General features: G+C 44.2%; 23 protein-coding genes and 2 pseudogenes. 6 read left to right on the top strand and 19 right to left on the bottom strand.

Translation table 11 applies throughout. The annotated features are described in order from the left end of the window. Positions 1 to 132 precede the first annotated feature (132 nt). The 4 genes and pseudogenes from V7D18_RS17810 to V7D18_RS17795 all read right to left on the bottom strand — a co-directional run. Positions 133 to 1,641 carry a VanW family protein gene (locus V7D18_RS17810; protein WP_426156116.1) on the bottom strand — a complete coding sequence of 503 codons (1,509 nt, stop codon included), beginning with the start codon at positions 1,639 to 1,641 and terminating at the stop codon, positions 133 to 135. A 4-nt stretch (positions 1,642 to 1,645) separates the two neighbouring features. After that, entirely contained in the window at positions 1,646 to 2,971 is a 1,326-nt protein-coding gene (locus V7D18_RS17805; RefSeq protein ID WP_426156114.1) for a cytochrome c biogenesis protein CcdA, read from the bottom strand. 169 nt (positions 2,972 to 3,140) lie between these two features. Then, entirely contained in the window at positions 3,141 to 3,836 is a 696-nt protein-coding gene (locus V7D18_RS17800; RefSeq protein WP_426156145.1) for a hypothetical protein, read from the bottom strand. 84 nt (positions 3,837 to 3,920) lie between these two features. After that, a pseudogene (locus V7D18_RS17795) lies at positions 3,921 to 4,286 on the bottom strand (FeoB small GTPase domain-containing protein); the annotation flags it as partial. Between the two features lie 285 nt (positions 4,287 to 4,571). On the opposite strand from V7D18_RS17795, the gene V7D18_RS17790 reads away from it, so the two are divergent. Further along, positions 4,572 to 4,925 carry a hypothetical protein gene (locus V7D18_RS17790; RefSeq protein ID WP_426156112.1) on the top strand — a complete coding sequence of 118 codons (354 nt, stop codon included), beginning with the start codon at positions 4,572 to 4,574 and terminating at the stop codon, positions 4,923 to 4,925. A gap of 32 nt (positions 4,926 to 4,957) precedes the next feature. On the opposite strand, the gene V7D18_RS17785 is transcribed toward V7D18_RS17790, so the two are convergent. Beyond that, the gene (locus V7D18_RS17785; RefSeq protein WP_426156110.1) at positions 4,958 to 5,116 is read right to left on the bottom strand and encodes a hypothetical protein; all 159 of its coding nucleotides are present in this window, start codon (positions 5,114 to 5,116) and stop codon (positions 4,958 to 4,960) included. Positions 5,117 to 5,245: 129 nt separating this feature from the next. Here V7D18_RS17785 and V7D18_RS17780 point away from each other — a divergent pair, with 129 nt between their 5' ends. Further along, positions 5,246 to 6,643, top strand: a complete 1,398-nt coding sequence (locus V7D18_RS17780) for a recombinase family protein (protein ID WP_426156108.1) — start codon at positions 5,246 to 5,248, stop codon at positions 6,641 to 6,643. Between the two features lie 26 nt (positions 6,644 to 6,669). On the opposite strand, the pseudogene V7D18_RS17775 reads toward V7D18_RS17780, so the two are convergent. Then, a pseudogene (locus V7D18_RS17775) lies at positions 6,670 to 6,828 on the bottom strand (FeoB small GTPase domain-containing protein); the annotation flags it as partial. Continuing rightward, complete coding sequence (locus tag V7D18_RS17770) at positions 6,819 to 7,133, bottom strand: FeoA family protein (RefSeq protein WP_426156106.1); 315 nt, start codon at positions 7,131 to 7,133, stop codon at positions 6,819 to 6,821. The gene V7D18_RS17770 and the pseudogene V7D18_RS17775, both read right to left, overlap by 10 nt. A 160-nt stretch (positions 7,134 to 7,293) precedes the next feature. On the opposite strand from V7D18_RS17770, the gene V7D18_RS17765 reads away from it, so the two are divergent. Beyond that, entirely contained in the window at positions 7,294 to 7,713 is a 420-nt protein-coding gene (locus tag V7D18_RS17765) for a metal-dependent transcriptional regulator (protein WP_426156104.1), read from the top strand. Between the two features lie 72 nt (positions 7,714 to 7,785). Continuing rightward, a complete protein-coding gene (locus tag V7D18_RS17760; protein WP_426156102.1) occupies positions 7,786 to 8,982 on the top strand; it encodes an NADP-dependent isocitrate dehydrogenase in 1,197 nt (398 codons plus the stop codon). 69 nt (positions 8,983 to 9,051) lie between these two features. On the opposite strand, the gene V7D18_RS17755 is transcribed toward V7D18_RS17760, so the two are convergent. Then, positions 9,052 to 9,591, bottom strand: coding sequence for a hypothetical protein (locus tag V7D18_RS17755; protein ID WP_426156101.1), 540 nt, complete (start codon positions 9,589 to 9,591; stop codon positions 9,052 to 9,054). A 225-nt stretch (positions 9,592 to 9,816) separates the two neighbouring features. Here V7D18_RS17755 and V7D18_RS17750 point away from each other — a divergent pair, with 225 nt between their 5' ends. Beyond that, a complete protein-coding gene (locus tag V7D18_RS17750; RefSeq protein ID WP_426156100.1) occupies positions 9,817 to 10,695 on the top strand; it encodes a LysR family transcriptional regulator in 879 nt (292 codons plus the stop codon). 71 nt (positions 10,696 to 10,766) lie between these two features. Here V7D18_RS17750 and V7D18_RS17745 read toward each other — a convergent pair whose 3' ends face one another. From V7D18_RS17745 to V7D18_RS17710, 8 genes are all read right to left on the bottom strand, one after another. Beyond that, positions 10,767 to 12,056, bottom strand: a complete 1,290-nt coding sequence (locus V7D18_RS17745; RefSeq protein ID WP_426156098.1) for an aminotransferase class I/II-fold pyridoxal phosphate-dependent enzyme — start codon at positions 12,054 to 12,056, stop codon at positions 10,767 to 10,769. Between the two features lie 28 nt (positions 12,057 to 12,084). Next, positions 12,085 to 13,518, bottom strand: coding sequence for an Asp-tRNA(Asn)/Glu-tRNA(Gln) amidotransferase subunit GatB (gatB, locus tag V7D18_RS17740; RefSeq protein WP_426156096.1), 1,434 nt, complete (start codon positions 13,516 to 13,518; stop codon positions 12,085 to 12,087). Beyond that, complete coding sequence (gatA, locus tag V7D18_RS17735) at positions 13,519 to 15,015, bottom strand: Asp-tRNA(Asn)/Glu-tRNA(Gln) amidotransferase subunit GatA (RefSeq protein WP_426156094.1); 1,497 nt, start codon at positions 15,013 to 15,015, stop codon at positions 13,519 to 13,521. 11 nt (positions 15,016 to 15,026) lie between these two features. Further along, on the bottom strand, positions 15,027 to 15,320 hold the full coding sequence (gatC, locus tag V7D18_RS17730) for an Asp-tRNA(Asn)/Glu-tRNA(Gln) amidotransferase subunit GatC (protein ID WP_426156092.1): 294 nt from the start codon (positions 15,318 to 15,320) through the stop codon (positions 15,027 to 15,029). Between the two features lie 27 nt (positions 15,321 to 15,347). Further along, the gene (aspS, locus tag V7D18_RS17725; protein ID WP_426156091.1) at positions 15,348 to 16,679 is read right to left on the bottom strand and encodes an aspartate--tRNA(Asn) ligase; all 1,332 of its coding nucleotides are present in this window, start codon (positions 16,677 to 16,679) and stop codon (positions 15,348 to 15,350) included. A 476-nt stretch (positions 16,680 to 17,155) separates the two neighbouring features. Further along, positions 17,156 to 18,589: an MFS transporter gene (locus V7D18_RS17720; protein WP_426156090.1), complete on the bottom strand. Its 1,434-nt coding sequence runs from the start codon at positions 18,587 to 18,589 to the stop codon at positions 17,156 to 17,158. A gap of 13 nt (positions 18,590 to 18,602) precedes the next feature. Beyond that, positions 18,603 to 19,037: a MarR family winged helix-turn-helix transcriptional regulator gene (locus V7D18_RS17715; protein ID WP_426156088.1), complete on the bottom strand. Its 435-nt coding sequence runs from the start codon at positions 19,035 to 19,037 to the stop codon at positions 18,603 to 18,605. 132 nt (positions 19,038 to 19,169) lie between these two features. Then, positions 19,170 to 19,478, bottom strand: coding sequence for a hypothetical protein (locus V7D18_RS17710; RefSeq protein ID WP_426156087.1), 309 nt, complete (start codon positions 19,476 to 19,478; stop codon positions 19,170 to 19,172). Positions 19,479 to 19,810: 332 nt separating this feature from the next. Here V7D18_RS17710 and V7D18_RS17705 point away from each other — a divergent pair, with 332 nt between their 5' ends. Beyond that, complete coding sequence (locus V7D18_RS17705) at positions 19,811 to 20,374, top strand: manganese efflux pump MntP family protein (protein ID WP_426156086.1); 564 nt, start codon at positions 19,811 to 19,813, stop codon at positions 20,372 to 20,374. Positions 20,375 to 20,387: 13 nt separating this feature from the next. Here V7D18_RS17705 and V7D18_RS17700 read toward each other — a convergent pair whose 3' ends face one another. Genes V7D18_RS17700 through V7D18_RS17690 form a run of 3 tightly spaced genes read right to left on the bottom strand, consistent with a single transcriptional unit; the run spans position 20,388 to position 25,415 of the window. After that, the gene (locus tag V7D18_RS17700) at positions 20,388 to 21,197 is read right to left on the bottom strand and encodes a polysaccharide deacetylase family protein (protein ID WP_426156084.1); all 810 of its coding nucleotides are present in this window, start codon (positions 21,195 to 21,197) and stop codon (positions 20,388 to 20,390) included. Continuing rightward, positions 21,194 to 22,243: a glycoside hydrolase family 88/105 protein gene (locus V7D18_RS17695; protein WP_426156083.1), complete on the bottom strand. Its 1,050-nt coding sequence runs from the start codon at positions 22,241 to 22,243 to the stop codon at positions 21,194 to 21,196. The genes V7D18_RS17700 and V7D18_RS17695 overlap by 4 nt, the downstream gene beginning before the upstream one ends. 1 nt (position 22,244) lies before the next feature. Further along, complete coding sequence (locus V7D18_RS17690; protein ID WP_426156081.1) at positions 22,245 to 25,415, bottom strand: SGNH/GDSL hydrolase family protein; 3,171 nt, start codon at positions 25,413 to 25,415, stop codon at positions 22,245 to 22,247. Between the last annotated feature and the right edge of the window lie 24 nt (positions 25,416 to 25,439).

The following is a 25,439-nucleotide window of genomic DNA, read 5'->3' as shown; positions in this document are numbered from 1 at the left end:
TATGCATAAATAATCCTGTACTTTTTTTACAGTTTCCTGTAATATTTTTGTTTTCCATTTGTCCAAATAAAAAAAGAACAGGATACAGATAATTCGTTTAAGAATCTGTCCTGTTCTTTTACTTTCAAAAATTTACTGAACGTTTGCCCCTGTAACACCAGGTCCCACATTCTCTGCCTCATCTGTCTCTCTCTGGCCTTCTGCCGGTGGCAGACTGCTTTCTGCTTCCGTATGAGTTTCCTGCACCGTTTCTTCCGGCTTTAAGGTGGTATTCCTCTGAATCACTTCCGGCTTTCCTTTATAACTGCTGTTATGAAGAGGTTCTTCCTTAATTACAGTGTCGCCCTTCTTTAATACCCGGTAGCTTTTATAATATCCGCCCACAGTTCCTTTATCAACAACCTTCTCCGTTCCAAAAGGCAGGGCTGTATTTTCCTCATAGGTGACCGGAAGAGGATCTGAGTCCTTTACCTTTTCAGAACGAATGGTCACTTTTACTCCATCTTCCAGAACCGGAATCCCGACAACAGAAATTTTTAAAGTGGTTCCCTCTAAGGAAGCCCTCAATATTACGGAGGTACTTCCAGTATTGACAAATTTCAAATCCGGTCCGGCATAACCATCAAAGCTGACCATGGCATCCTGACCCTTTTCCACATAGGAAGGGGCAAAGCTGTGGGAATTCCGTTCCGTGGTCTTAAATCCGCTCTCTATAATCGCGTGATACAGTGTGGTGGAAACCTGGCATACCCCGCCTCCCGGCTCCTCAATCAGAACGCCGTTTCGATAGGCACCTGCAGGCTGGTATCCCTTTTCACTGGTTCGGTTTCCTGTGGCATTGTTAAAGGAAAATTCCTCACCGGGTTTTAAGACCAGACCATTGATTGCACCCACTGCCAGACTGATATTCTGATTGCGGTTTTTATTGGTGGTAGTTTTCGTGGTAAAAGTCCCGATTACCTTATACTGTTCTTTTGCCTGGGCCTGGGTTCTTTCGGGAGCCTTAAGTGAAAATTCTGCCGGAATCTCTGCCTGAAAATTCTCTTCTTTTGCGGCATCCAAAAGCTGCGTTACCAACTTCTCCTGGTCTAATACTCTTCCGCTTTGCTCTTTTGTATAACTGTATGCCCCTGTTTTCCGGTCAAAGGATTCCACTTCAGAATTGACTCCGTCTTTGTTCCAGCGTTTTGCAAGTATTTCTGCCTGCTTTTTAAAGTCTTCCTTCATGGAATCGTAATCAAGCTGGTAATCCTGGGGCTGATCTGGGGAAGCTTCACTCAGCTGTTTTAATATTTCCTCCAGCTGTCCGCTTATACTGTCATCGATTACTACGGAATCCGTCCCATCCGTAACTGTCATTCCCCACTGGTAACGTTCTTCAATGGTATCCTTTGCCTCTTTCACAGTCAGCCCGGAGAGGTTCGTCTGTCCGATCCTGGCCGATACCAATGCTTTCTCTGAAGCTGTTTCCCTGGCTTTTGTATCTGTAACGACCTGGCTGCTGTCAGAATCTCTGCTTTTTATGCTTCTTGCAAAACTATATAAAATACCAACTGTTAACAGGGCAGCTAAAAGCAATAATCCATAAACTATTTTTCTGTTTCTTCTTTCACGTATTCTTCTGGCCCTGTTTTTATCCATATTATCAGTTTCTTTCTCCTTTCATTGTCTGTTCAATAATGCTCTTCATCGTATCTTCTGATAATTGTCCGCTTGCGTAGCCGAATACATTGCCATCCCGGTCAATCATAAAGGTGGTTGGATAGGAGTATATCCCATAAGCTTCAAATAATTCAGCATCCGTATCAATGAGTACCGGATAGGTATATCCATTCTCTTTTAAGAAATTTTTAATTCCTTCCTCATCCTTTTCATTCCCGTAACCGGGAGCTGCTACTCCAAGGACTATCAGCGCATCATCGCCTTCTGTGCTGTAAGTTTCATATACTTTCTGTATATCCGGCATTTCTGCCCTGCAGGGCGGACACCAGGTCGCCCAGAAATTTAAAAAGATGGTTTTCCCTTTATAATCAGAAAGGGAATGGGTCTTGCCAAACTGGTCTGTTAAAGTGAAATCAATGGCCGGAAGAATCTTATCTTCTCCATCCTGGGCTCCATCCGTCTGTGACTCAGAATCAGTCTCTGCCGCCTCAGATTCCTGAGATGCCTGTGAAACAGTTTCCTCCGTCGTTGGCTCTGTCTCTTCCACCGGCTTTGGGGACTCCTTTGTAAAAGGAGACTTTACAGAAGAAAGATAACCGGTTACAGAATTCATCTTACCTGTAAACATAAGTAATCCCATAATTATCATCAGAACTCCGCCGACCTTAACTGCATTTTTTGCAACATTGCGGTGGGTTTTGAAAAATTCCAGAACTGAGGTGGTAAAAAATCCTACTGCCAGAAATGGCAGAACAAATCCCAGTGTATAGACTCCGATCAGCATAAAGCCCAGTGTTTTGGTGGAAGCAGATGCCGCCATGATCAGAACGCTGGCCAGTGCTGGTCCCACACAGGGCGTCCATGCGAAGCTGAAGGTAAATCCCATAAGCAAAGCGGTCAGGGGAGACATGGCAAGCTTGTCAAAAGAAACGGATAGCCTGCGCTCCTTCCCCAGCAAAGAGGAACTGCCTAAGAATCCCAGCTGATATAATCCAAACAGGAATACCAGAATTCCCCCCAGTCTTGCAAATAAAAGCTGATTGGTTTTAAAAAAACTGCCAAGTGCCGAGACACCAATTCCCAGCAGAAAAAAAGTAAAGCTGATTCCAATCACGAAACAAACGGTATGTATCATGACTTTACTGCGCTTATAGTAAATCCTGCCATCCTCACCTGTTACTCCGGTTCCCCCTGAGAGATAACCAATGTAAAGCGGAATCAAAGGCAGTACACAGGGCGAAAAGAAGCTTACAATCCCCTGTAAAAATACGGTTAAAACCGGAACACTCATGTCAAACGAAAATCCCAAATGTTTACCTCCTGTAAATAATGCTTTCACTGCATAGTTTATGCAGTTAACTTCGTGTTTCTGTACTATTTTTAATTACAGTTTATAGTTGTAACTATAACATTCAGAATAAAAAGTGTCAAGACAGTAATCCATCATTTAACAGTTAAAAAGGCATAGATTTCTTCTGTCACATGGTCAGTGCCTGCTTTCCGCATGCGGAGCACCGCTTAAAGCAGCGGTCCAGATTAAAGGCTACTCTGGGAAGGTAACCAAAATCTTCCAGGAGTGTAAAAAGCGGAAAGAAAATCGCCATAGGCGGCAGCATAACCGATATTACCCATGCCAGAACCCGGTAAACACCATGAATCAAAAGCCCGGAAACAAGTGCCGGAACCCCTGCTGCATCTGCGGCAATTGTAAGACGGTCTTCAATGGCAAACAGCACATTGCTTAGCAGCTGGGACGGATAATTGGCGCCAGTGATTGTCAGCCAGAAAACTCCTAGCAGAACCAGAAACATAATGGGAAATCCAGTAGCTTTGCTGGTAAAGATCCGATCCAGCTTCCGGTCTTTCCAGTTATAGGCTTTATTTTCAAATACGACTACTCCCCTGCATAAATCCTCCGCTTTCCGAATGAACACAGCAGCCATATCATCACTTACTTTTTCCTGACTGATCCCCTGCTCCCTCCACTCGTTCCAGATTTCCGTAAGGCAGGTCTTTACCTCCTCTGAATCTGCTATGGATTTTAAATATTTTCGTACCGCTCCCATCAGGTTTTCATTGGCATCCAACATCCTTGCACAAAGCCAGCGCACCTTTGCCCTGCCGTCTGAGGCCTCCTCTACTGCCGGAGCCAGCTTCTCAATTGCCTCTTCAATATATTCCGGGTAACGTATGAGTATGGGCCTTTCATAATCAGTCTCTCTCTCTGTTATACAGCGCCTTAAGCCCTGGTAAATCTGGTTCAGTCCCTTTTTACTTCTTGCTGTTGTTCCCACTACAGGGGCATGAAGCCGCTCTTCCAGCACATCCAGATTGAGGACAATCCGTTTCTTCTTTGCCTCATCCATCAGATTTACACAGATTACCACACAATCCGATGCTTCCATGATCTGGAGTACAAGGTTTAAATTCCGTTCCAGGCAGGTGGCATCGCAGACCGTTACCACAGCATCGGGATTTTCAAAACATATGAAATCTCTTGCCACCTCTTCCTCTGTGGAGTGGGCCATAAGAGAATAACATCCTGGTATGTCTACCATAACATACCCCTGATTTCCGTCACTGCACCAGCCCTGGGCATTTGCAACCGTTTTACCTGGCCAGTTTCCGGTGGGCTGATGTTATTAACGATAAAATGAAAATTCTTAATATCCAATTACGGGTTTGTGATGAAAGTTTGATCAAACTGTGAAATATTTGTGAATTTATTCTTAATTTTAACTAAATTCTATTTTTTTTATACAACTTAATTTTTTTTAAGAAATAAATAACAAATTTGCCATTGATTTTCTTCAATTTCGGTGCTACACTGAGTTCTGACTTCAGGGACATAGGACAACCGGAAGCCATACAACCATAATACCTATGCAGTCTCAAGGAGGAAAATAATTATGAGGTTAACAACAAAGAAAATGTTACTGACAGGTGTTGCAGTATTGACAATGGCAGCTATCTCCGCATGTGGAAATACCAAGAGTTCTGAAACAACTGCCGCTACAAAAGCAGAAGTGACAACCGAAGCAGCTACAAAACCAGCAGAAACGAAAAAAGAAGTAAAAGAAAGCAGTTCCTTAGCAGAAACCAAAAAAGACGAAACTAAGAAAGAAGAAACCAAAAAAGACGAATCCAAGAAAGAGGAAACTTCAGCAGTAGAAACCAAGGCTGGTGACAGCAAAGTGAAGGCAGACTCCCCAGCTGCAAAAGACAGCTCAGCAGTTACCGAAACAAAGAAAACTTCTAATTAGTAAGATCAGTACATAGCACACCAAAAGGCAGATCAGTCTATCCGATCTGCCTTTTTTGTTTCCTTTTCTTCCTTTTCCCGGAGACTTTTTAAAGTGATCTCAAGTCCCTCTTTTTCCCCTATAATTCTTGCCAAAGCCTCAAATGCCCTCACTGGATCCGCCTGATTCACTGTGGTGACAGTATCTGCCACTGCTACCGCCTCCTTTCTGGTAAAATGTATGTACCACAGTTTGTACTTCTTTCCCTTAATTAAGGCAATCCCATGAAACAGGTTTTAATTTCCTGTTGGAACGAGTAGATTATACCAGGAGATGATAGAATGAAACGTGCTCAGGAATCAGAGAAGCTGCTGCGTGTAGCCGTCTACATCCGTGTCTCTTCCGATGAACAGGCAGAGCGGGGAGATTCCATCCGGGATCAAAAAGAACGGGGGATCAGATATATAAAAGAACATAAAAACATGATATTGCAGGATATTTATCTGGATGATGGTGTTTCCGGACAGAAACTTGACCGGGACGATTTTACCCGTCTGATTAATCATGTAAAAGAGGGACTTGTGGATCTGATCATATTTACCAAGCTGGACCGCTGGTTCCGCAGCCTGCGCCATTACTTAAATACCCAGGCCATCCTTGAAAAATATAATGCTGCATGGACAGCCATTGACCAGCCGTTCTTTGACACCTCCACTCCTTACGGCAGGGCATTTGTGGCTCAGTCCATGACCTGGGCCGAGCTGGAAGCGCAGAATGGCGGTCTCCGTGTAGCTGACGTCTTCCGGACAAAGGTAACCCATGGAGAAGTTATAACGGGCAAAGTCCCCCGGGGATATGAGATAAAAGATAAACATCTGGTGTTATCAGAGGAGGCCCCTGCCATCTGTGATGCCATTCTGTATTTTTTGAAACATCAGTCAATGAACGGAGCTGTACAGTATTTAAAAGAAACATACGGAATCGTCATGACACTGCAGAATTTTAAGCAGTCAATTCTCCGTAACGAAAAAATTACCGGTCGTTACAGAGGGAATGAATCTTACTGCCCGCGTCTGATTTCCGATGAAGCTTTCCTTGATATACAGCGCATTCTTGATCAAAACAGCAATATAAAATCGGGCCAGAAGTACCCCTACATTTTTACAGGTCTTCTGGTGTGTGCTGAGTGCGGTCATAAAATGGGAGGGTGCCAGATCAATACAGTTTCAAAACGCAAAGACGGTACTGTACTCCGGTATAAATATCCAGCCTACGAATGCAAGCAGCATCGGTCTTACCGGAAATGCAGCAATCGGGGAGAAATCAGGGAAGTCCGTATAGAAGAATACTTATTAAAAAATGTTGGGAAGCAGTTTGATTCTTACATTGCGGATTTCGAAACCAAAAGCGCTGATGCAGTTGATAATCGTATGAAAAAGAATCAGCTTCGCAGGAAAATCAACCGGTTAAAGGAATTGTATTTAAATGAAGCAATATCATTAGAAGAATATAAAAATGACAGGGCAGGGTTAGAGGCCCGGCTGGAGCAGATTCCTGACATCACACTGCCGGCTGAGAATCCTGGTGCTTTAATAAGTATGCAGAATACCGGCTTTGAAAGCATGTATCTGCACCTTGACAATCAGCAGAAGCGACTGTTCTGGCGGTCAGTTATCAAGGAAATCCGCTTAAGCAGGTGCTCCTGCAGTCATCGGGAGTTCACCATCATTTTTTTATGAAATTTTTACCTCTAAACACAGCAGCAGGTGTGCTGGTTCATACCGGTCAGCTGGTTAAATACTGTGCTTTTTCCGACATTGGGATTTCCGGCAAGAGCAATCACCAGATCTCCTGCCTCCTTTTTTTTGATCTCCAGGCCGCAGTCCACCGATTTGATTCCCATGGATTCCCTGCTTAGTCCCATATTTTTTCCTCCGCTGTGGCACAGGCAGCCACAATCCCTTCTCCATAACCTGGTTCAAACGACTCCTGATCCTTATTCTTTATAAGAACCCTGACGGAATCTTCATTTCGCAGGGCTATTACAGCACCTCTGATTAAAAATGCAGTTGGGTCCCCAAGAGGACTTTTACCGACACACTCCACCACTGTGCCCTCAATCAGCCCCATATCCTGTAATCTCCGTCTCATATCATCACAAACGGTCAGTCTTGCAATGATACCTTTCTGACCTCTTTTTAAGTCATTTAAACAAAAGCGTCCCGACATCTCTTTAACCTCCGAAAAGTTTCCATATCCTAACATATGCAGCTGATAAAAAACAGGTTCCACTCTTACTGTCAGCCCGGTCCTGCCACTGATGATACATAGAATCCGCCGGTAGTGAATAGATATAAATAACATCCATGTATAGCAGGAGGAAATGACTATGCCGCAGACCGATAATTTTTATACATTAAAAGGCTATTCCCTTTTAGAGCATACAAAGATTACTTCCTCAATGGAAGATTACCTGGAAATGATATGCCGGTTGTCTCACGAAAATCAGCCTGTCCGCATTAAGGAACTGGCAGAGCAGCTTCATGTCAAACCCTCATCTGCGTCTAAAATGACTGGTAATTTAAGGAAACAGGGATTGGTTGGGTTTGAAAAATACGGAACTGTTTCTCTGACCAGTGATGGGCTGGAATTAGGCGAATATCTCCTTTTCAGGCATCAGATCCTTACTCGTTTCTTTTGTTATGTAAACCAAAGGAACGATGACCTGGAACAGGTAGAGAAGGTGGAGCATTTTATTGACCCGGAAACAGTGTATAATATTCAAAAATGGTTGGATAAATTTGCATAGATATGCTTGTGTGATTTGACAATTCGTCGTATACTATAGCATAACACGAACATTTCTAAGGAGGAGAAACACATGGATAAGATAAAGATGACAACCCCCATAGTCGAAATGGATGGCGATGAGATGACACGTATTCTCTGGCAGATGATTAAGGACAACCTTCTGCTGCCCTATATTGACTTAAAGACAGAATATTATGACCTGGGACTGGAGTACCGGGATCAGACAGATGATAAAGTAACCACTGATTCTGCTTTGGCCACAAAAAAATATAAAGTAGCCGTGAAATGTGCCACCATTACTCCCAATGCTGCCCGTGTAAAGGAATACAGCTTAAAAGAGATGTGGAAGAGCCCTAACGGCACCATCCGTGCAATCCTCGACGGAACCGTATTCCGGGCACCTATTGTTGTTAAGGGAATCGAACCATGTGTTGTAAACTGGAAAAAACCAATCACCATCGCCAGACATGCTTACGGTGATGTCTATAAAGGCTCCGAGATGAAGATACCAGGTGCCGGGAAAGTGGAACTGGTCTATACCGCAGCTGACGGAACAGAAGTCAGGGAACTGGTTCATAACTTTGACAGTGCCGGAATCGTCCAGGGCATGCATAATATTAACAACTCCATTGAAAGCTTTGCAAGAAGCTGCTTTAATTATGCACTGGATACCAAGCAGGATTTATGGTTTGCAACTAAGGATACTATCTCCAAAAAGTACGACCATACCTTTAAGGACATCTTCCAGGATATCTTTGATGCCGAGTATGAGAACCGCTTTAAGGAAGCCGGTATTGAATATTTCTATACCCTGATCGATGATGCGGTAGCCAGAGTTATGAAGTCAGAGGGTGGTTATATCTGGGCCTGCAAGAATTACGACGGAGATGTAATGAGCGATATGGTTTCCTCCGCTTTCGGATCTCTTGCCATGATGACTTCCGTTCTGGTTTCCCCTGACGGTGACTTTGAATATGAAGCAGCTCACGGAACTGTACAGAGACATTATTATAAGCACTTAAAGGGTGAGGAGACTTCTACCAACTCCGTTGCTACGATTTTCGCATGGACCGGAGCTTTAAGAAAGCGCGGAGAGCTTGACGGAAATAAGGAACTGGCTGCATTTGCGGATAAGCTGGAACAGGCTACCATCGATACCATTGAGGCTGGAGAGATGACAAAAGACCTTGCTCTTATCACTACAATTGAAAACCCCACTGTTTTAAACAGTGAGGAGTTTATTAAGGCGATTGCAACACGGCTTTAGTAAAACGAAAAACCAAGAATCGTAATTCTTATTCGTGAAAAAGGAAGGCATCATGATGCCTTCCTTTATTTAATCTTCCATGTCACCAGATGCACCAACATACCTGTCGCAAGCTGATATAGCTTCAATAGTACCATTTATACCAATAATTTCTGATGAGCAGTACACTCCATAATCACTTTTTTCTGCTTTCTGAGGAATATCCTTTTTTAACACCTTTGAATAATTACTGCCGTCCTTTTTATAGTATAACTGCCTTAAATCAGTGCTTCCTGGATTCTCATAGGAAGTAAGAGAATCGATAGAATCACCCACTTTTATACCATTCATCAATTTCCAGCTATCATCCTTCACCTGTATATAGGTAAGCAGATTTTCTTTATATCCAACAATGATATTTCCATAATCATAGCCTCCTGTCCAGCTACGTTCTTCCGTCTCTCCCAGAATTTTTTCTGCTTCTTCTCTTGGCATATATAGTTCAAGAATTTTCCCTTCTGAATTCTTAACTGCCAATTCTTCTGGAACTGATATTTTTTTTCCGCTGGCTGAGCAAGAACATAATAAAACAGACATGAATAATATTGAGATACAGATAAATTTTTTCATGGTTCCCCCTTAAAATTAATAATATTAATTGTTAAAGTCACTATAACATTTTACATAAATTCCAATATATAATCAACCATTATTTTCCAGTTACACTCAATAAACTTTAAATTATATCAAATAAATCATATCGACATTTTTTTCAAAATCTCTGTTCAACCCATTATCAAAATGATATAATGAAAGTTATCATATGAATCACTGGTAATGGAAGGACCTACAAACATGAATCTACGACATCTAACAATCTTTAAAACAGTATGTGAGGAAGGAAGCATCACCGGAGCGGCTAAGGCGTTGTCCATGACTCAGCCCGCTATCTCTCATGCCATCAACGAGCTGGAAGAATCCGTTGGCTCTCCCCTGTTTGACCGCGTATCACGCAAGGTAATGATCAACGAAAACGGAAAATTTTATTTATCCAAAGTGATTCCTCTTCTGGAGTTATACCAGGATCTGGAGAACTATTCCGGTTCCCTGCACTTACAGGCACCTTTGCGGGTGGGCTCCTGTGTGACTCTGGCCAGCTACTTACTTCCAAACGCTGTTTCCCGTTTCGCTCTGACAAATCCTGACATACAGCTGAAGGTTACCGTGGATAACTCCGGAGAAATCATCAGTAAGCTGTTAAGAAATGAGCTGGACCTGGCTCTTGTAGAGGGTGTCGTATCCGATGAACAGCTGGAGAAAATTCCATTCTCCTCCTATCCCATGGCCGTAATCTGCTCTCCAAGCCACCCCTTTGCAAACCGGGCTGCGCAGCCTGTATCACTGGACAGGCTGATTGAGGAACCTCTTTTATTAAGAGAGACCGGATGTACCATCAGGGATACGTTTGACTGCGCTCTGGCACTGAATAACTTATCTGCTGAACCGTTGTGGACCAGTACCAATTCCGACGTAATTCTGCAGGCAGCAAGAGAAAATATCGGTATCGGCGTTGTTCCGAGGATCTTTGCCGACGAATCCATTAAAAAAGGTGATATTTTTGAAATAGAGATAAAAGATATGGAAATCAGCTGCATGAACCATGTGGTTTTTCATAAAGACAAATTTCAGACAGAATCCTTTCAGGCTTTTATTAATCAGGTCTTATTTGATTAATATCAGACAACTGTAAAAACGCCGCACATCATCTCCCGTAAGGGGGGGGGACTTGTGCGGCGCTTTCTATTTTATGCTTTTTCAGCCAGAATATGGTCAATGCTTACGATCTTAACACAAATTGTAAATAATTCCATTGCCTGTTTTAAATCTGGCAGCGTCGGATAAGACGGTGCGATCCGAATGTTTTTATCATAAGGGTCCTTACCATATGGATAAGCAGCTCCTGCGCCAGTCATGACCAGACCTGCTTTTTTACATTTTGCAATAATGGTCTTTGCACAGCCATCCAAAGAATCAAAAGATATAAAATATCCGCCTTTTGGACTGGTCCATTCTCCCACTTCAAGACCGCCTAACTCTTTTTCAAGAGTTTCAATGACAGCTTCAAATTTTGGTCTCATGATGTCTGCATGCCTTCTCATATGTTCAACCATTCCATGAATGTCCTTGAAGAAACGCACATGACGAAGCTGATTTACTTTATCATGACCGATTGTCTGTATCTTCAGCTGCTTCATGATATCCGTTAAGTTATTCTCGCTGGCAGCTATGGCTGCAATACCGGAACCTGGGAAGCTTACCTTTGAGGTGGAAGCAAACTTATAAACCATATCCGGATTTCCGGCTCTCTTACACTCAGCCAGAATTTCAATTAAATGATCCTGATCATTGTCGTATAAATGGTGAATGGTATAAGCATTATCCCAATAGATGCGGAAGTCGCTGGCTGCCGGTTTTAAACGGGCAAAACGGCGTACTGTTTCATCAGAATAGGAAATTCCCTGAGGATTGGAGTACTTGGGTACACACCAGATACCCTTGATGGTATCGTCTGAAGCCACCAGCTGCTCTACCAGATCCATATCCGGGCCGGTTGGAGTCATGGGAACGTTCACCATCTCGATTCCAAAGTACTCTGTTATGGAGAAATGTCTGTCATACCCGGGTACAGGACAAAGGAATTTCACCTTATCCAGCTTACACCACGGAGTGCTTCCCATAACGCCGTGAGTCATGGAACGGGAAACTGTATCATACATTACATTTAAGCTGGAGTTCCCATAAATAATAATGTGATCCGGTGCAACCTCCATCATATCGGCAAGAAGTTCCTTTGCCTCCTTGATTCCGTCAAGTACACCATAATTGCGGCAGTCCGTACCGTCATCACAGGTTAAATCATCGCTGCTGCTTAACACATCCATCATTCCCATGGAAATATCCAGCTGCTCGGCACTTGGCTTTCCTCTGGACATATCAAGCTTTAAGTCTCTGCCCTGAAACTCCTTATACTGTGCAGAAAGTTCCTTTCTAAGCTCCTGTAACTCATCCTTTGTCATTTCAACATACGGCTTCATAGATTTCTTCCTCCTCATAAAGATTCCTTTAACCTAACAGTTCCTTCAGGATTCGGTTGACCGCTCCCGGATCAGCCTTTCCTTTCATGGAACGCATGGTCTGACCTACCAGAAAGCCCATGGCTTTCTCTTTTCCGTTCCGGTAATCCTCCACAGACTGGGGATTTGCAGCAAGAATCGCCTCAATGGCGGACTTAAGAGCACCTTCATCGCTCACTACTTTCAGTCCCTTTTCCTCTACGTAACGCTCCGGATCCGTATCCTTTAAGAAAATCTGCTCAAACACTTCCTTGGCTACCGTGCGGTTAATGGTTCCATTATCCACTAAGTTAATCAGTTTTGCAAGATTTTCCGCAGAAAATGTCATATTTTCCATTTCCATCTCATGCTCTTTTAACAGTCTCATCCCCTCTACCATCAGCCAGTTTGCAGCTTCTTTCGGCTTCTGACAGATGGATGTAACCTCTTCAAATATATCTGCCATATGCTTGGATCCGGTAATAATATCTGCATCATATTCTGAAAGATTATATTCCTCCTGATACCTTGCCATTTTTTCCGTCCGCAGCTCCGGCTGTTTCTCCCTTATACTCTGAATCCATTCATCGCTGATAGAGATGGGCGGCAGATCGGGATCAGGGAAATAACGGTAATCCTTGGCATCCTCTTTGGAACGCATGGCATGGGAGGATTCCTTGTTGTCATCCCATCGCCTTGTTTCCTGAACAACTGCCTTCCCTTCCTCAATCAGCTCGATCTGGCGCTTTCTTTCGCCTTCAATCGCACGGGCTATGGCTTTAAAGGAGTTTAAATTCTTCATCTCTGTTCTGGTTCCGAACTGGGAAGAGCCTGCCTCTCTTACCGATAAGTTCACATCAGCTCTCATGGAACCTTCCTGCAGCTTGCAGTCAGAGGCGCCTAAGTACTGAATCATTAAACGCAGCTTCTCTAAATAGGCAATTACCTCATCCGCGCTTCTCATATCCGGCTCGGAAACGATCTCAATCAAGGGAACTCCGCTTCGGTTAAAGTCAACTAAGGAGCAGTCTTCCCATTCATCGTGAATCAGCTTCCCAGCATCCTCTTCCATATGGATTTCGTGAATTCCTACCTTCTTCTTTCCTGCTGCTGTATCAATCTCCACATATCCGTCGTGGCAGATGGGCAGATAAAGCTGGGAGATCTGATAGTTCTGGGGATTGTCGGGATAAAAATAATTTTTCCGGTCAAATTTGCAATTCTGGTTGATCTGGCAGTTTGCAGCAAGACCGACCGCAAGGGCGTATTCCACCACCTGTTTGTTAAGAACCGGAAGGGACCCCGGCATACCGGTGCAGACCGGACAGGTATGGGTGTTGGGCGCTCCGCCGAACTCTGTGGAACAGGAACAGAAGATTTTTGTTTTTGTAGCAAGCTCAACATGAACTTCCAGACCGATCACTGTTTCATACTGTTTGCTCATTTACTTCTCCTCCTTTTCTATCATTGCCTTTGCAGCCAGAGAAGGCATCTCGAAGGCTCTGCTTTGCTCCACAGCAAAACCAGCCCTTAAAATATTCTTTTCCTGGAAGCAGTCTGCAATCAGCTGTACGCCGATGGGAAGACCCTTCTGATCCGTTCCAAAGGGAACGGAAAGACCTGGAAGTCCGGCTAAATTCACAGAAATTGTATAGATATCTCCAAGATACATCTTTAAGGGATCGCTTAAGCTCTCGCCCAGTCCCGGGGCTGTGGTCGGTGCCGCAGGCCCTAAGATCACATCATATTTGGAAAATGCCTCATCAAAGGCTTTCTTAATCAGCGCTTTTGTCTTTAAAGCCTTCAAATAATACGCGTCATAATAACCGGAACTGAGCACAAAGGAACCTAACATAATCCGCCGTTTTACTTCCGGACCGAATCCTTCCGAACGGCTCTTTTTATACATGCCGTGAAGACCTGTATATTCCTTTGCCCGGTAGCCGTATTTTACACCGTCAAAACGGGAGAGGTTAGAGCTTGCTTCTGCAGAAGCAATGACATAATAGGCAGGAATGGCGTATTCCACCATGCCAAGATCAAAGGTCTCCACAACGGCTCCCTTTTCTTCCAGAACCTTCGCCGCCTTTAAAACAGCCTCTTTCACTTCCGGGTCAAGACCATTTCCCATATAATCTGCAGGAATACCAACCTTTAAGCCTTTTACCTCACCGGTTAAGTACTTCGTAAACTCATGATCTTCCCGCTGTACAGAAGTGCTGTCCATTTCATCATGGGAAGCCAGAACCTCAAGAATAGCCGCGCAGTCTGTCACATCCTTCGCTACCGGTCCAATCTGATCCAGAGAGGAACCGTAAGCAATCAGACCGTAACGGGATATGGTGCCGTAGGTTGGCTTTAATCCCGTAACTCCGCAGAAGGAAGCCGGCTGTCTGATGGAACCGCCCGTATCAGAGCCAAGAGCGAAAAAGCACTCTGCAGCTGCAACCGCGGCACAGGAGCCGCCGGAAGAACCGCCGGGAACATGCTCCGTATTCCAGGGATTTCTGGTAACACCAAATGCAGAGGTTTCTGTAGTACTTCCCATTGCAAACTCATCCATATTGGTCTTTCCGATGATCACAGCTCCTGCCTGTTTTAAATTCTCCACAGCCTTTGCCGTATACGTGGGGATAAAATCAGAAAGGATTTTAGAACCGCAGGTAGTTTTCAGTCCTTCAATGCAGATATTATCCTTTACCGCTGCCGGAACACCGGCAAGAGGACCTGTAAGCTCTCCGGATTCAATGCGCTTCTGGATCTCCTCTGCCTGTTTTAATGCACCCTCTTCATCAATGGTTACATAGCTGTTTAGCTCCGGTTCCATAGCCTTAATCTGGCTCAAAACCGCTTTTACAGCTTCCATGGAGGTAACCTCTCCGTTTTTTATTTTTTTCCCCAGCTGTACCGCTGTGAGGGACAATATTTCACTTGCTGTCATTTCAATTCCCCCTATTCCACTGTCTTCGGCACTTTGAACGCTCCATCTTTGCTTTCCGGTGCATTCATTAAGATCTGGTCTCTGTTGTCTCCGTTTTTCACTGCATCTTCCCGGAATACATTGTATACTGGAAATACATGTGACATAGGTTCAATCCCATCTGTGTCAAGTTCGTTTAATTTATCAATATAATCAAGCATACGGCCCATATCCTTTTTCGCCGCTTCCTTTTCTGCATCATCAAGTTCCAGCTTCGCAAGAATGCCTACATACTCGATTGTTTCATCATCAATGATGTGTGCCATTTCTTTTTGTCTCCTTTCTGCTTTCTGTTACGGTTCCAGCCTTGTGACATCTCTTGGGAACAGAGTGGTCTCTCTGACGTTTGATTCATCAAGAAGACGCATGGTCAGACGTTCCAGACCGATTCCCAAACCTCCGTGAGGGGGCATTCCATACTTAAATATCATTAAATAGGAAGAAATGTCTTCCGGATTCATTCCTCTGGCCTCCATCTTTTTAATGATGGTGTCATAATCATGGATTCTCTGACCTCCGGTTGTGATCTCAAGTCCCTTAAAGAGTAAGTCAAAACTTAAGGTGAATTTGGAATCTGCCGGATCATCCATGGCATAGAACGGGCGTTTTTTGGAAGGATAATGAGTGACAAATACGAAATCACTGCCATACTCTTCTTTAAAGTACCGTCCGATTAAAACTTCCTCCTCCGGTTCTAAATCATAGGGGTTTTTAATCTTTCTGTTATATTTTTCAGATACCAGCTCTTTGGCCTTTTCAAAACGGACCTGCGGAATGTTTGTTACATCAGGAAGGCTGATCTTTAACATGGCAAGTTCCTGTGCATATTCCTCACAAAGCAGCTCAAAGACATACTGGAGCATGGCTGTTTCCATTTCCATGATCTCCTCAAAGCTGTCGATGTATCCCATTTCAAAATCCATGCTGGTATATTCATTCAAATGTCTGGTTGTATTGTGTTTCTCTGCGCGGAAAACGGGAGCGACTTCAAATACCCGGTCATATACCCCAACCATGGTCTGCTTGTAGAACTGCGGACTCTGGCCCAGCTCTGCTTTTTTATTAAAATAATCCAGTTTGAATACATTGGATCCGCCTTCTGCGCCCCGGGCTACAATCTTTGGTGTACGGATCTCAGTAAAATTCTGGGAATGAAGAAAATCCCGGAAGCCTCTTACAATTCCTTCCTGAATGCGGAATTTTGCACGCTCCATCGGATTACGCAAGGTGATCGGGCGCAGGCCCAGCTTCGTCTCCAGGGAAGTTTTTAACTTCCATTTGCTGATGGCGATGGGAAGCACTTCTGCCGGCTCTGACAGCACGGTTATTTCCTGAAGCCTGATTTCAAATCCATGAGGAGCCCGCTCCTCGCCGCTTACCACACCGGTAACCCGGATTGCAGACTCTTCCTTTAACTGGCTTAAATCGAAAGCTGTCTTTCCTTCTTCGAATACACACTGCACCAGTCCTTCGGCTTTCCGCAAAATGATAAAAGCTACTTCACCCATGTCACGAATGGTATGGACACTTCCTTCCAGCCTGACCGTTTTTCCTGCATAATCACCAGATATAATTTCCTGGATTCCCATTGTTTCTTTCTGTTTTACACCACTGATAAATTCCATGACTGTTTTCTCCTTACCTGAATGTAATTGCTTTGATTCCGGAGAAATATTTTATGACAATAAAATATCCCGTCCCGGAATACAGTTACATATTCCGGGACGGGATTACTATGGCAATAGACTCCCGCGGTACCACCCGCATTGAGATAAAGATATCTCCACTCAAACATTTAACGCATGTATACGGATAAACCTACTCATGTCACCGGTACAAAACTCAGTCAGTACCAGCCGCTTCGATCTATCGGCTCCGGAGTGTTCCCATAGCCAAGTCTCTCGTGAAAGCGCTCTCAGTCGGTGACGCAATCTTCCTGTCCGGATCCATAGGCCAGAGTCTCCTTCTCTGCCTTTTTTAAGTATTTATTTCATTCTGTAGCTTCATCATGCCCTGTTTTCAACTTTTTAAACAGTTCAACACTTCACTACAATGAATTTCACTTATAATATCACAATCCTTTTCCTGATGCAATATTTTTTTATAATTTATTTCCGGCCATGGCTGTGATGTTTTTTCTCTTTAATCTGAAAAATGTCAAAACAGCTCCAATCATACAGATCACAGAAGCAGTGATATATACGATATTCATGCCAAATAAAAACACATCACTTCTCCCCGGAATATAGTCAGTTACGCGGTATCCCAGCCTGCTGCTCATCATACCATAAAGAAGGGTGGTGGCAAGGGCGATTCCACATACCATACCCATATTTCTCACAAGAGCATTGATGCTTCCTGCCACGCCCAGCTTATCCCTCGGTACAGTAGACATAATAAGGGAATTATTGGGAGACTGAAACAATCCATTTCCAACAGACATAATTCCAATAAAACAGACCATCGTAATTACGGCTGAATTCTCATTTAAAAAGGACATAAAAAACAGCCCGATGCTGGTGAAAACAAGTCCGACAAATGTGAGAATTTCAGAGCCTGTTTTATCGGAGAAATGACCGCTCACAGGTGCGGCTACCATGAGTATGAGCGGATAGGCCATCATAATAAGCCCCGCCTTTTGAGGTGAAAATTCCATAACATCCTGTAAATAAAAAGGAAGTATAATATTGTTGCAGAACAAGGCTACAAAACTGATAAAGCCGCAGAATATACTTAAGGAAAACAAGCCGTTTTTAAAAATATCCAGCTGAATCATGGGATCCTTCCGATTCTTCTCTACAAAGAGAAATGCTGCAAAACAGGCTGCTGCAACCAAAAATCCTGTTAAAATAAGCGGATTCCCGAATCCCAGATTCAGGCCTTCACTCAGAGCACCAAATAGAGAGACGATTGTCACGATGAATAAAACAGCACCGATCAAATCCATCTTTCCTTTCGCTTTTGCCTTTGTTTTTGGAAGGAGACAGAATGCTCCTGCCGCTGCAATGATTCCTATTGGAACATTAATGGTAAAAATATATTCCCAGCTTAATACGCCTACAATCATTCCTCCAAGTCCTGGTCCCACCAGAGACCCCAGTGCAACCGCTGTCCCAAGGAGTCCAAGTGCCTTTCCTCTTTCATTAACAGGAAACACTTCTGTTATGATTCCCTGGTTATTTGCCATGGTTCCCGCCGCGCCAATTGCCTGAACAGCTCTCGCCATGATTAAAATCCAGAAGGAATGAGACAAACCACACAGCAGAGAGCCGATGGTAAAAACGATAACGCCTAATGTGAACATGCTTGTCTTACCAAACATATCTCCCAGCTTTCCAAAAATCAGAACAGTCCCCGATATTACAATTAAATAGCTTGTGGCAACGAACTGGATGCTCGCTGTGGTGACTCCCAGGGAGTCAGCCATACGGGGCAGTGCCACATTGACAATGCTGCTGTCTAACGTTGACATGAAGGTCGATAATACAACAATGATTAATACCAACCATTTATTTTGTTTCCTTACTTCTTCCATCTTAAATCCCTTCTTATGTGTTAAGTTCAAGCGTTTTATTAAGAATTTTAACAAGCGAAGATAAGGTAATTTCTTTTTCCTCTTTCGTCAAATCAACCGTAATAAGTTCTGTCAATTTATTTAATTTTTCTCTGATCTCCGGAAGTATAAGCCTTGCTTTATCAGTCAGATACAGCTTATATGCCCTGCTGTCCAACTGATCCTCTATTCTGACTACATAACCAAGTTCTGTCAGCCTGTTAATCGTTCTGGCAGACATTGCCTTATCGTGGCCAATCAGTTCACTGATCCTGCTCTGACATAACCCTTCATTTTTTTCCATTATAAATAAATAGCGAAAAGACCCGCTGCTCAGATCATATTTTTTCAATGCTTTGTCTAAATAACTCTGCGTATTTCTATATATTTTACTGTTTATCATCATCAGATTCACAGGTTCATTTCCCATTCTCTCACCACCTTTTCAATTCAAATTTTTATATTTTCAGATTTTGGTTGATTAGTCAACTATCAGCCCCAAAAAAAGACAGGTATCCTTGATACAAGTCTTTTTACTTCTTATGTAAACCACAAATATCTTTTAAATCTGGTTTATTAACCCTCTCCGCTCCACTTCTTCTTTGAATAAAAGGTATTTTCCTTCATTCAGATTTAAAAATGAGCGGTAAAATACGCCGTATGCCAGGAATGCAAGAAACTTATTTTTGCGGTTTCTGTCCGCTGTCTTATAAAAATAAATCAGCTTCCTGTCGTTAATCTTACCTTTTGCAATTCTCTTTTTAATATTATTTTGTGTTACTTTTCCCATAAAATTGATATAGAGTCCGTTTATCAAAAATAATATTCCAAGAAAGACAATAAATATTACAATAGCAAAAAAATCTTCCATAATTTTCCCTCCATGGTTTCAAAATCACGAAGAATATAACATAATTTCCCATTTTTGTAAAGATATCAAATCGATTTCTTCTTGACAGAATTACCCGAATCCGTTAGAATAGGCAAAAGATGAGGGAGTAGTCAGCACCTGACCGGGTCAGATCAGGTGCCTGCTAAGTCAACATACTGACAGAATTTTCTGTCTGGCTTTGCTAATTTGCTTTCGACGCAAAAAGATGAGACTTATCTGTGTGTTTTTTTCGTACACACAGATAAGTCTCTTTTATTATCTCCTTCCTCTCAACATATAGTTATAAAGCACATACACAGGAGGAATATCACATGTCATTACCAGAGTTGTTCATCATTGCGGTGGGGCTGTCCATGGATGCGTTTGCCGTTTCCATCTGCAAAGGTCTTTGCATGCCCCGGATGAACTGGCGAAATGCAGTTATTGCCGGATTATACTTCGGAGGTTTCCAGGCGGGAATGCCGGTTATCGGTTATCTGCTGGGGTCCCAGTTCAAGGAAGCCATTACCTCCTACGATCACTGGATTGCCTTTGTCCTTCTTGGCATTATAGGCATAAATATGATCAAGGAATCTTTCAGCAAAGATGAAGTGGAATGCACGGACTGTTCTCTGGATCCTAAGAATATGTTTATGCTTGCCATTGCAACCAGCATCGACGCACTGGCTGTCGGTGTAACCTTTGCATTTCTAAAGGTTCAGATCATCCCTGCAGTTTCATTTATCGGTGTAACCACCTTTACTCTCTCTGTTGCCGGAATAAAGGTGGGAAATGTTTTCGGTACACGCTTTAAATCAAAAGCGGAATTCGCCGGCGGAGTCATTCTCATACTGATGGGAATCAAAATTCTGCTCCAGCACCTCTTTGGAATGTAACGAAAGCCAAAAATCAAATCATGATCTGGCTTCCGCCAGGCACTTCCACAATCGTTCCATCCACACTGATCCAGACAGCCTTTGCTGATGGATTGTACACAAGGTCTCCGTCAATGGTATACTTAAGGGCAGCTGCCGCATTCATATAATCAACAATCTCAATATTTGTTGCATACCAGGTATCCCCGCGCTGCCCTGCCATACGGCAGAATTCTTCCATAAGCTCCCAGTTGTCATCTCTGGGAAATTCATAGCTGTGTCCCCATACATACATCAAATAAAGATACTGGGTTTTATTAAGCTCAATGAACCGTTTTCCATTTTCCAGCAGATTGTGGTTATGATGGCAGGTGGATTTCCATGTTAAATAGTTTTCCGGCATGTTAAAATCATCAGTGCTTCCAACCACCCTGCAGTATTCAATTCCCAGACCTGGAAGCATATCCACAATTTCCTGTGTATACGAACCATTGGGATAAGACATTCCCCGTACCGGGCAGCCTGCTGCCCTCTCTAACGCCCTCCTGTCCTCCAGTACCTGAAGGGCCACCTGAGGAAGAGGACACCTGGCAATCGTAGGATGGAGTACCGTATGGCAGGACACCTCATGGCCTCTGTATAATTCTTTCCATTCCTCCGGTTTTATCCGGTTTTCATCATCCATGAGTCCTGAATTTAAATGAAAAGTACCTTTTATGCCGTAATGATTAAAGATTTCAATAAGTCTCCGGTCCTCAAGCTTACCATCGTCATAGCTCATGGTAAGAACCTTATGCTTCCCTCCCGGAAAGCAGGTATAAATTCGTTTCAATTGATTCATCATAATGCACCATCCCCTGCAATATTATCATAATTCAGAACTGCGGCAAAGAATGCAAGTGCCATGCCCTGTCCCCAGCCCTGAATCCATTTTTTTGAAATATTCCGGTAACCGTCACGGTCCTTCATCACAGCAGTTCCCCCCGAAACCTCCGTAACTCTGCCATCAGCAGCCACATGGGCCAATACACCTTCAATGGATTTTTCTATGTATTTGATATGAAGCGGATTCCCCTTTAAAGTCATAGCCGCCGCAATACCGGCAGAAGCGGATAGCTCCTCATAGGATTCTCCATCATTTAAGATGGTCCTCCACAGGCCTTTCTCCGTCTGCAGAAGCTTTAATGCAGAGAGCTGTTCATTTAAGCTTCCCACGATTTCTAAGTACTGGGGATAGAGGTAGCACTCCGGCAGGATCAGCCCTACCTTGCTCATGGTATAAGCTGCCCAGCAGTTAGCCCTTCCCCAGTAAAATCCCGACATATGGTCCTTTGTAATATTGTTGTAGCCATGATACCATAATCCGGTATTTTCATCCTGAAGATACTGGATATGCCAGTAATACTGGTTTAAAGCATCGCCTGTCAATTCCTCGTCCTTTGTCATAACACCGACCCGTAACAGAAAAAATGCTGCCATAAACAGAGTATCTGCCCAGCACTGCTCCGGGAAATCGTTGTTGGCGGAAACCGTATGCTGCAGCACATGGTCGCCGAAACGCAGGGCATCCTTCCTTAAGTATTCCGTCTTGGAGCAGATGATGTCCATGTATTTCTCATCCCCCGTGGCCTGGTACAATGTTATGAGGCAATGACCCATGGCACAAGTGTTTACAGTCCAGGCTGGGAGTCCCAGATCAATCAGTTCATCCACCCGTTCCTTTAAAAATTCCAGATAACCTTCCTTTTTCGTTACCTCATAAGCTTCCGCAAGTCCATAATATGCGACGCCACAGGGCCAGTCCCAGGACATATCCATCCGTTTTGTCCGTTCCACAATGCGGTCCATAGCTTCTTCCAGCCTGTCCCTGTCATAATGAATCCTACCCATCTTACAATCCGCCTTCCTTCTCCGGTTTCTGCCGGTCAATTTGATTATTTTTATCTATTATAAGTGTTTTCCCTTCATTTGCCAATAATGCGGCATAACAATCTGCCCCTTCCCTGCTCAAATGTACCAGATCGGGAATGTATAGTCTTCTCGAATCCATTTCGTCTGCTGTTTCACAATGCTGTTTCGTCAGACGGTTCATATCTATATAAAGGATGCCCTCTTTCTTTGCAAACACCTCCATCTGACGGCAATAACCGGGCAGAAGACGGGAAATCTCCCCCTTCTCCCCTTCCTGGTTCTCTTTGCACGGACATAAGCTGACTGGAGAAATCAGAACCGGAACAGCCCCCGCTTTTCTGGCTGTATCCACAAAATGTTTCAGATACAAAGGAAAATCAGAAACCGGAACATATCGTTCTGCCTTGGAGACAGATGCATCGTTGTGGCCAAACTGAATAAAAAGATAATCACCTTCACTGATATGGCTCCGGATATCCTCCAGGCGTCCCTCTTCCAGAAATGTCCTGGCTGACCTGCCGGCCATGGCGCAGTTATCCACAATCAAATGGCGGCTTTCATACCGCATTTCCTGTTTAAAGGGACAGTCCTCCCTGTGATAGGTCTCATAGAAGTTTCCTTCATCCAGATACTTTAGAAGCATTTCTCCAAGTCCGTATCTGGGCCTGTCTTCTTCCCCTCCGGTCTGTGTAATCGAATCACCGGCCAGGTAAATAACAGGTTTCCGGTTCATATAAGGAAGGACCCTGTTAAATTCCATGTCGGAAGCATAGTAAAATTCCGGATAGCACGGCTGGTTGTAGCAGTTGTTCTGCCATGCCACGCCGCACCGGTACTGGACATCATGCATCAGGGTAAACAGCTTGTGGTCCGTCAGCTCCGTATTGGTATAAATGCGGATCGCCGAGCTGTCCTCCGTCCGAAGAAGAATCTCTTCCCTGAAATCTCCGAAGATATCAGCTGCCAGACAGGGATTTCCTTTGGTCCCGTTGTTGGTCAGGGTGTTATCCGGCCACAGCATGATTCCATGGGTAAAATCATTGATCACTCCTACTGGCTTCTGGCTTAAATAGTCCGCCCCATCCGTGATCTGTGTGGTCAGATCGCCTGCCCACCGAATGGACATGTTACTGCCTAATGTTTCTTTCTTAAGAAGCTTTCCATGGCAGTCATACGTCCCCACTCCGTTGACCCAGCACTGCATCCCCCGCACACCGGGAACCACATCGCCGATCATGCACCGGCCTAAATCTTTCTTAGCATACTCTCCGAACAGGACTTTCCCTGACTGCGCATCCCTGAGGGCATAACCGTAAGGTGCATGGTCTGCCCCTTCAAATACGTTAAATATCTCATAGCCCGGCCGGTCCGGGTCGATATCCGCCACGTGCATGGCATCTCCGTGACCCAGCTTTGCGGTCCTGCCGTCCGGAAGCTTATCCCTGGAGCTGTAAAGCAGGCTTCCATCGTGATCGATGCAGGCGGCCCCGTATAGGATCTCCATACAGCCATCCCCATCCACGTCGGCAGTAGAAACGGAATGATTCCCCTGGCCTGCCAGTTCTCCGTAAACAGGATGAGTTCCGCATAAATCATGGGGATTGTCGCAGAACGGATTCTTCATGGGCACAAATCCACTGTCCACAGACCAGATCTCGTGAAAACAGTTATCAAAAAAATCATAAGCAGCGATTGCAGCTCTTGTATAATAACCGCGGCAGACCACCAGATAAGGCCGCTTTCCGTCCAGATAGGCCACTGCAGACAAAAAACGATCCACCCGGTTGCAGGGTTCGATCCGGTTCATGGCATAATCGCCCCAGAGAAGACCGTCATCCACCCTTTCAAATGGAAACGGAATCGTCTGAAGCTCTTTCCCGTCTCCCCCGAACATAGTCAGGTACTCCGGTCCTTCAAAAATGAAGCCCTCGAACTCCCGCAGATTATTTTTAGGGCTCCTGGATGGTGCATAAATATCCAGGAAATAATCTGTCAGACATTCTGAATCTTCCTGGTTTAATGGGTAAGAATACTTCCTGGGGATGCCAAAGCACTGTTCCAGGCTTTCCGGCCAATGCCCTGCCTTCACTTCCGGATGATCGTTCCATGAACGGAACACTTCCGTTAAATGCTTCCGGTAGCTCTTAAAGCTGCACACATAGGAATCGTCATGGCTATACCCATGATTTAAGTCCTCCTTCGGCATAGTGATAAAGAATTCCTCTGCAGGCCTCCCATCCGGCCCATAGACCGTCATTGCGGTGCCCGGAGCGGTTTTCACCGCCATTTCAGCCTTTCCGTCTCCATTGAAGTCGTAGCACATAAACTGAGTATAATGAGCCCCTGCCCGGATGTTGGGCCCCATGTCGAGCCGCCATAAAAGAGTTCCATCCAGTTTGTAGCAGTCTATGTAACAGCGGCCTGTATACCCTTTTATGGAAACATCATGGGAATTAGAAGGATCCCATTTTACGATGTATTCATATTCCCCGTCTCCATCCACATCTGCAATGGACATGTCGTTAGCGGAATAGGTAAAGGCTTCCCCGGAAGGTGTCACGCCCGGCTCCGGCTTCTTAAGCGGTATGTCCAGATACGCCTTATCCCACACCTTTACAGGCGGGCAGGCATCGTATTCCATCCCGTTTATTGCAGGAGCCACTCCATATTCTGATTGTACATCCCCCTCCGGGTCCAGATAGTTTGTACTGTCTTTCACTTCCGCAATTTTCGTTCCATTCCGATAGAGATGAAAATGAACTCCGGTCAAACCACCGTTTTTATAACCGGTAACTTCTGTTAAAAACAATCTCCAGCTTAAAAATACTCCGTTCTTTGTCCTTACAGCTGTCAGTCCTCTGTTAAGTGTCTCCAGCTGTTCCCGTTTTATATAGTGAACAGATGTAACATACACCTCTTCATGAATCGTGCTGTCCGATTTCACTGCACAGATTCTGATATAATGAGGAATATGGGTAGATTTATAAAGGGTAAACCGCAGTGTGTCATCTGCGGATATCTCCTTCATAAACCGGTAATTCTCCAGTTCTGTATCCCGGTCGGACCAATAGACACGGTAAACTTTTGCTCCCTCCAGCCGGTCCCAGGAAACTGTCACCTCCTGGTCCGATATCTCTTCTATCCTGATCATGTTTCCCTCCATTTTTCTGGCTAA

Source organism: Lacrimispora sp. 38-1 (assembly GCF_049890855.1).
Classification (GTDB): Bacteria; Bacillota; Clostridia; order Lachnospirales; family Lachnospiraceae; genus Lacrimispora.
Note: the sequence above shows the minus strand (reverse complement) of the source record. Positions and strands in the feature narration are given on the sequence as shown.

Coding starts and splice junctions, on each gene's coding strand:
- V7D18_RS17690 (WP_426156081.1), bottom strand. CDS start 25,415: ATGATCAGGATAGAAGAGATATCGGACCAGGAGGTGACAGTTTCCTGG.
- V7D18_RS17705 (WP_426156086.1), top strand. CDS start 19,811: ATGTCATTACCAGAGTTGTTCATCATTGCGGTGGGGCTGTCCATGGAT.
- V7D18_RS17790 (WP_426156112.1), top strand. CDS start 4,572: ATGAGGTTAACAACAAAGAAAATGTTACTGACAGGTGTTGCAGTATTG.
- V7D18_RS17710 (WP_426156087.1), bottom strand. CDS start 19,478: ATGGAAGATTTTTTTGCTATTGTAATATTTATTGTCTTTCTTGGAATA.
- V7D18_RS17755 (WP_426156101.1), bottom strand. CDS start 9,591: ATGAAAAAATTTATCTGTATCTCAATATTATTCATGTCTGTTTTATTA.
- V7D18_RS17780 (WP_426156108.1), top strand. CDS start 5,246: ATGAAACGTGCTCAGGAATCAGAGAAGCTGCTGCGTGTAGCCGTCTAC.
- V7D18_RS17720 (WP_426156090.1), bottom strand. CDS start 18,589: ATGGAAGAAGTAAGGAAACAAAATAAATGGTTGGTATTAATCATTGTT.
- gatA (WP_426156094.1), bottom strand. CDS start 15,015: ATGACAGCAAGTGAAATATTGTCCCTCACAGCGGTACAGCTGGGGAAA.
- V7D18_RS17810 (WP_426156116.1), bottom strand. CDS start 1,641: ATGGATAAAAACAGGGCCAGAAGAATACGTGAAAGAAGAAACAGAAAA.
- gatB (WP_426156096.1), bottom strand. CDS start 13,518: ATGAGCAAACAGTATGAAACAGTGATCGGTCTGGAAGTTCATGTTGAG.
- V7D18_RS17700 (WP_426156084.1), bottom strand. CDS start 21,197: ATGATGAATCAATTGAAACGAATTTATACCTGCTTTCCGGGAGGGAAG.
- V7D18_RS17750 (WP_426156100.1), top strand. CDS start 9,817: ATGAATCTACGACATCTAACAATCTTTAAAACAGTATGTGAGGAAGGA.
- aspS (WP_426156091.1), bottom strand. CDS start 16,679: ATGGAATTTATCAGTGGTGTAAAACAGAAAGAAACAATGGGAATCCAG.
- V7D18_RS17695 (WP_426156083.1), bottom strand. CDS start 22,243: ATGGGTAGGATTCATTATGACAGGGACAGGCTGGAAGAAGCTATGGAC.
- gatC (WP_426156092.1), bottom strand. CDS start 15,320: ATGGCACACATCATTGATGATGAAACAATCGAGTATGTAGGCATTCTT.
- V7D18_RS17745 (WP_426156098.1), bottom strand. CDS start 12,056: ATGAAGCCGTATGTTGAAATGACAAAGGATGAGTTACAGGAGCTTAGA.
- V7D18_RS17770 (WP_426156106.1), bottom strand. CDS start 7,133: ATGTCGGGACGCTTTTGTTTAAATGACTTAAAAAGAGGTCAGAAAGGT.
- V7D18_RS17760 (WP_426156102.1), top strand. CDS start 7,786: ATGGATAAGATAAAGATGACAACCCCCATAGTCGAAATGGATGGCGAT.
- V7D18_RS17765 (WP_426156104.1), top strand. CDS start 7,294: ATGCCGCAGACCGATAATTTTTATACATTAAAAGGCTATTCCCTTTTA.
- V7D18_RS17715 (WP_426156088.1), bottom strand. CDS start 19,037: ATGGGAAATGAACCTGTGAATCTGATGATGATAAACAGTAAAATATAT.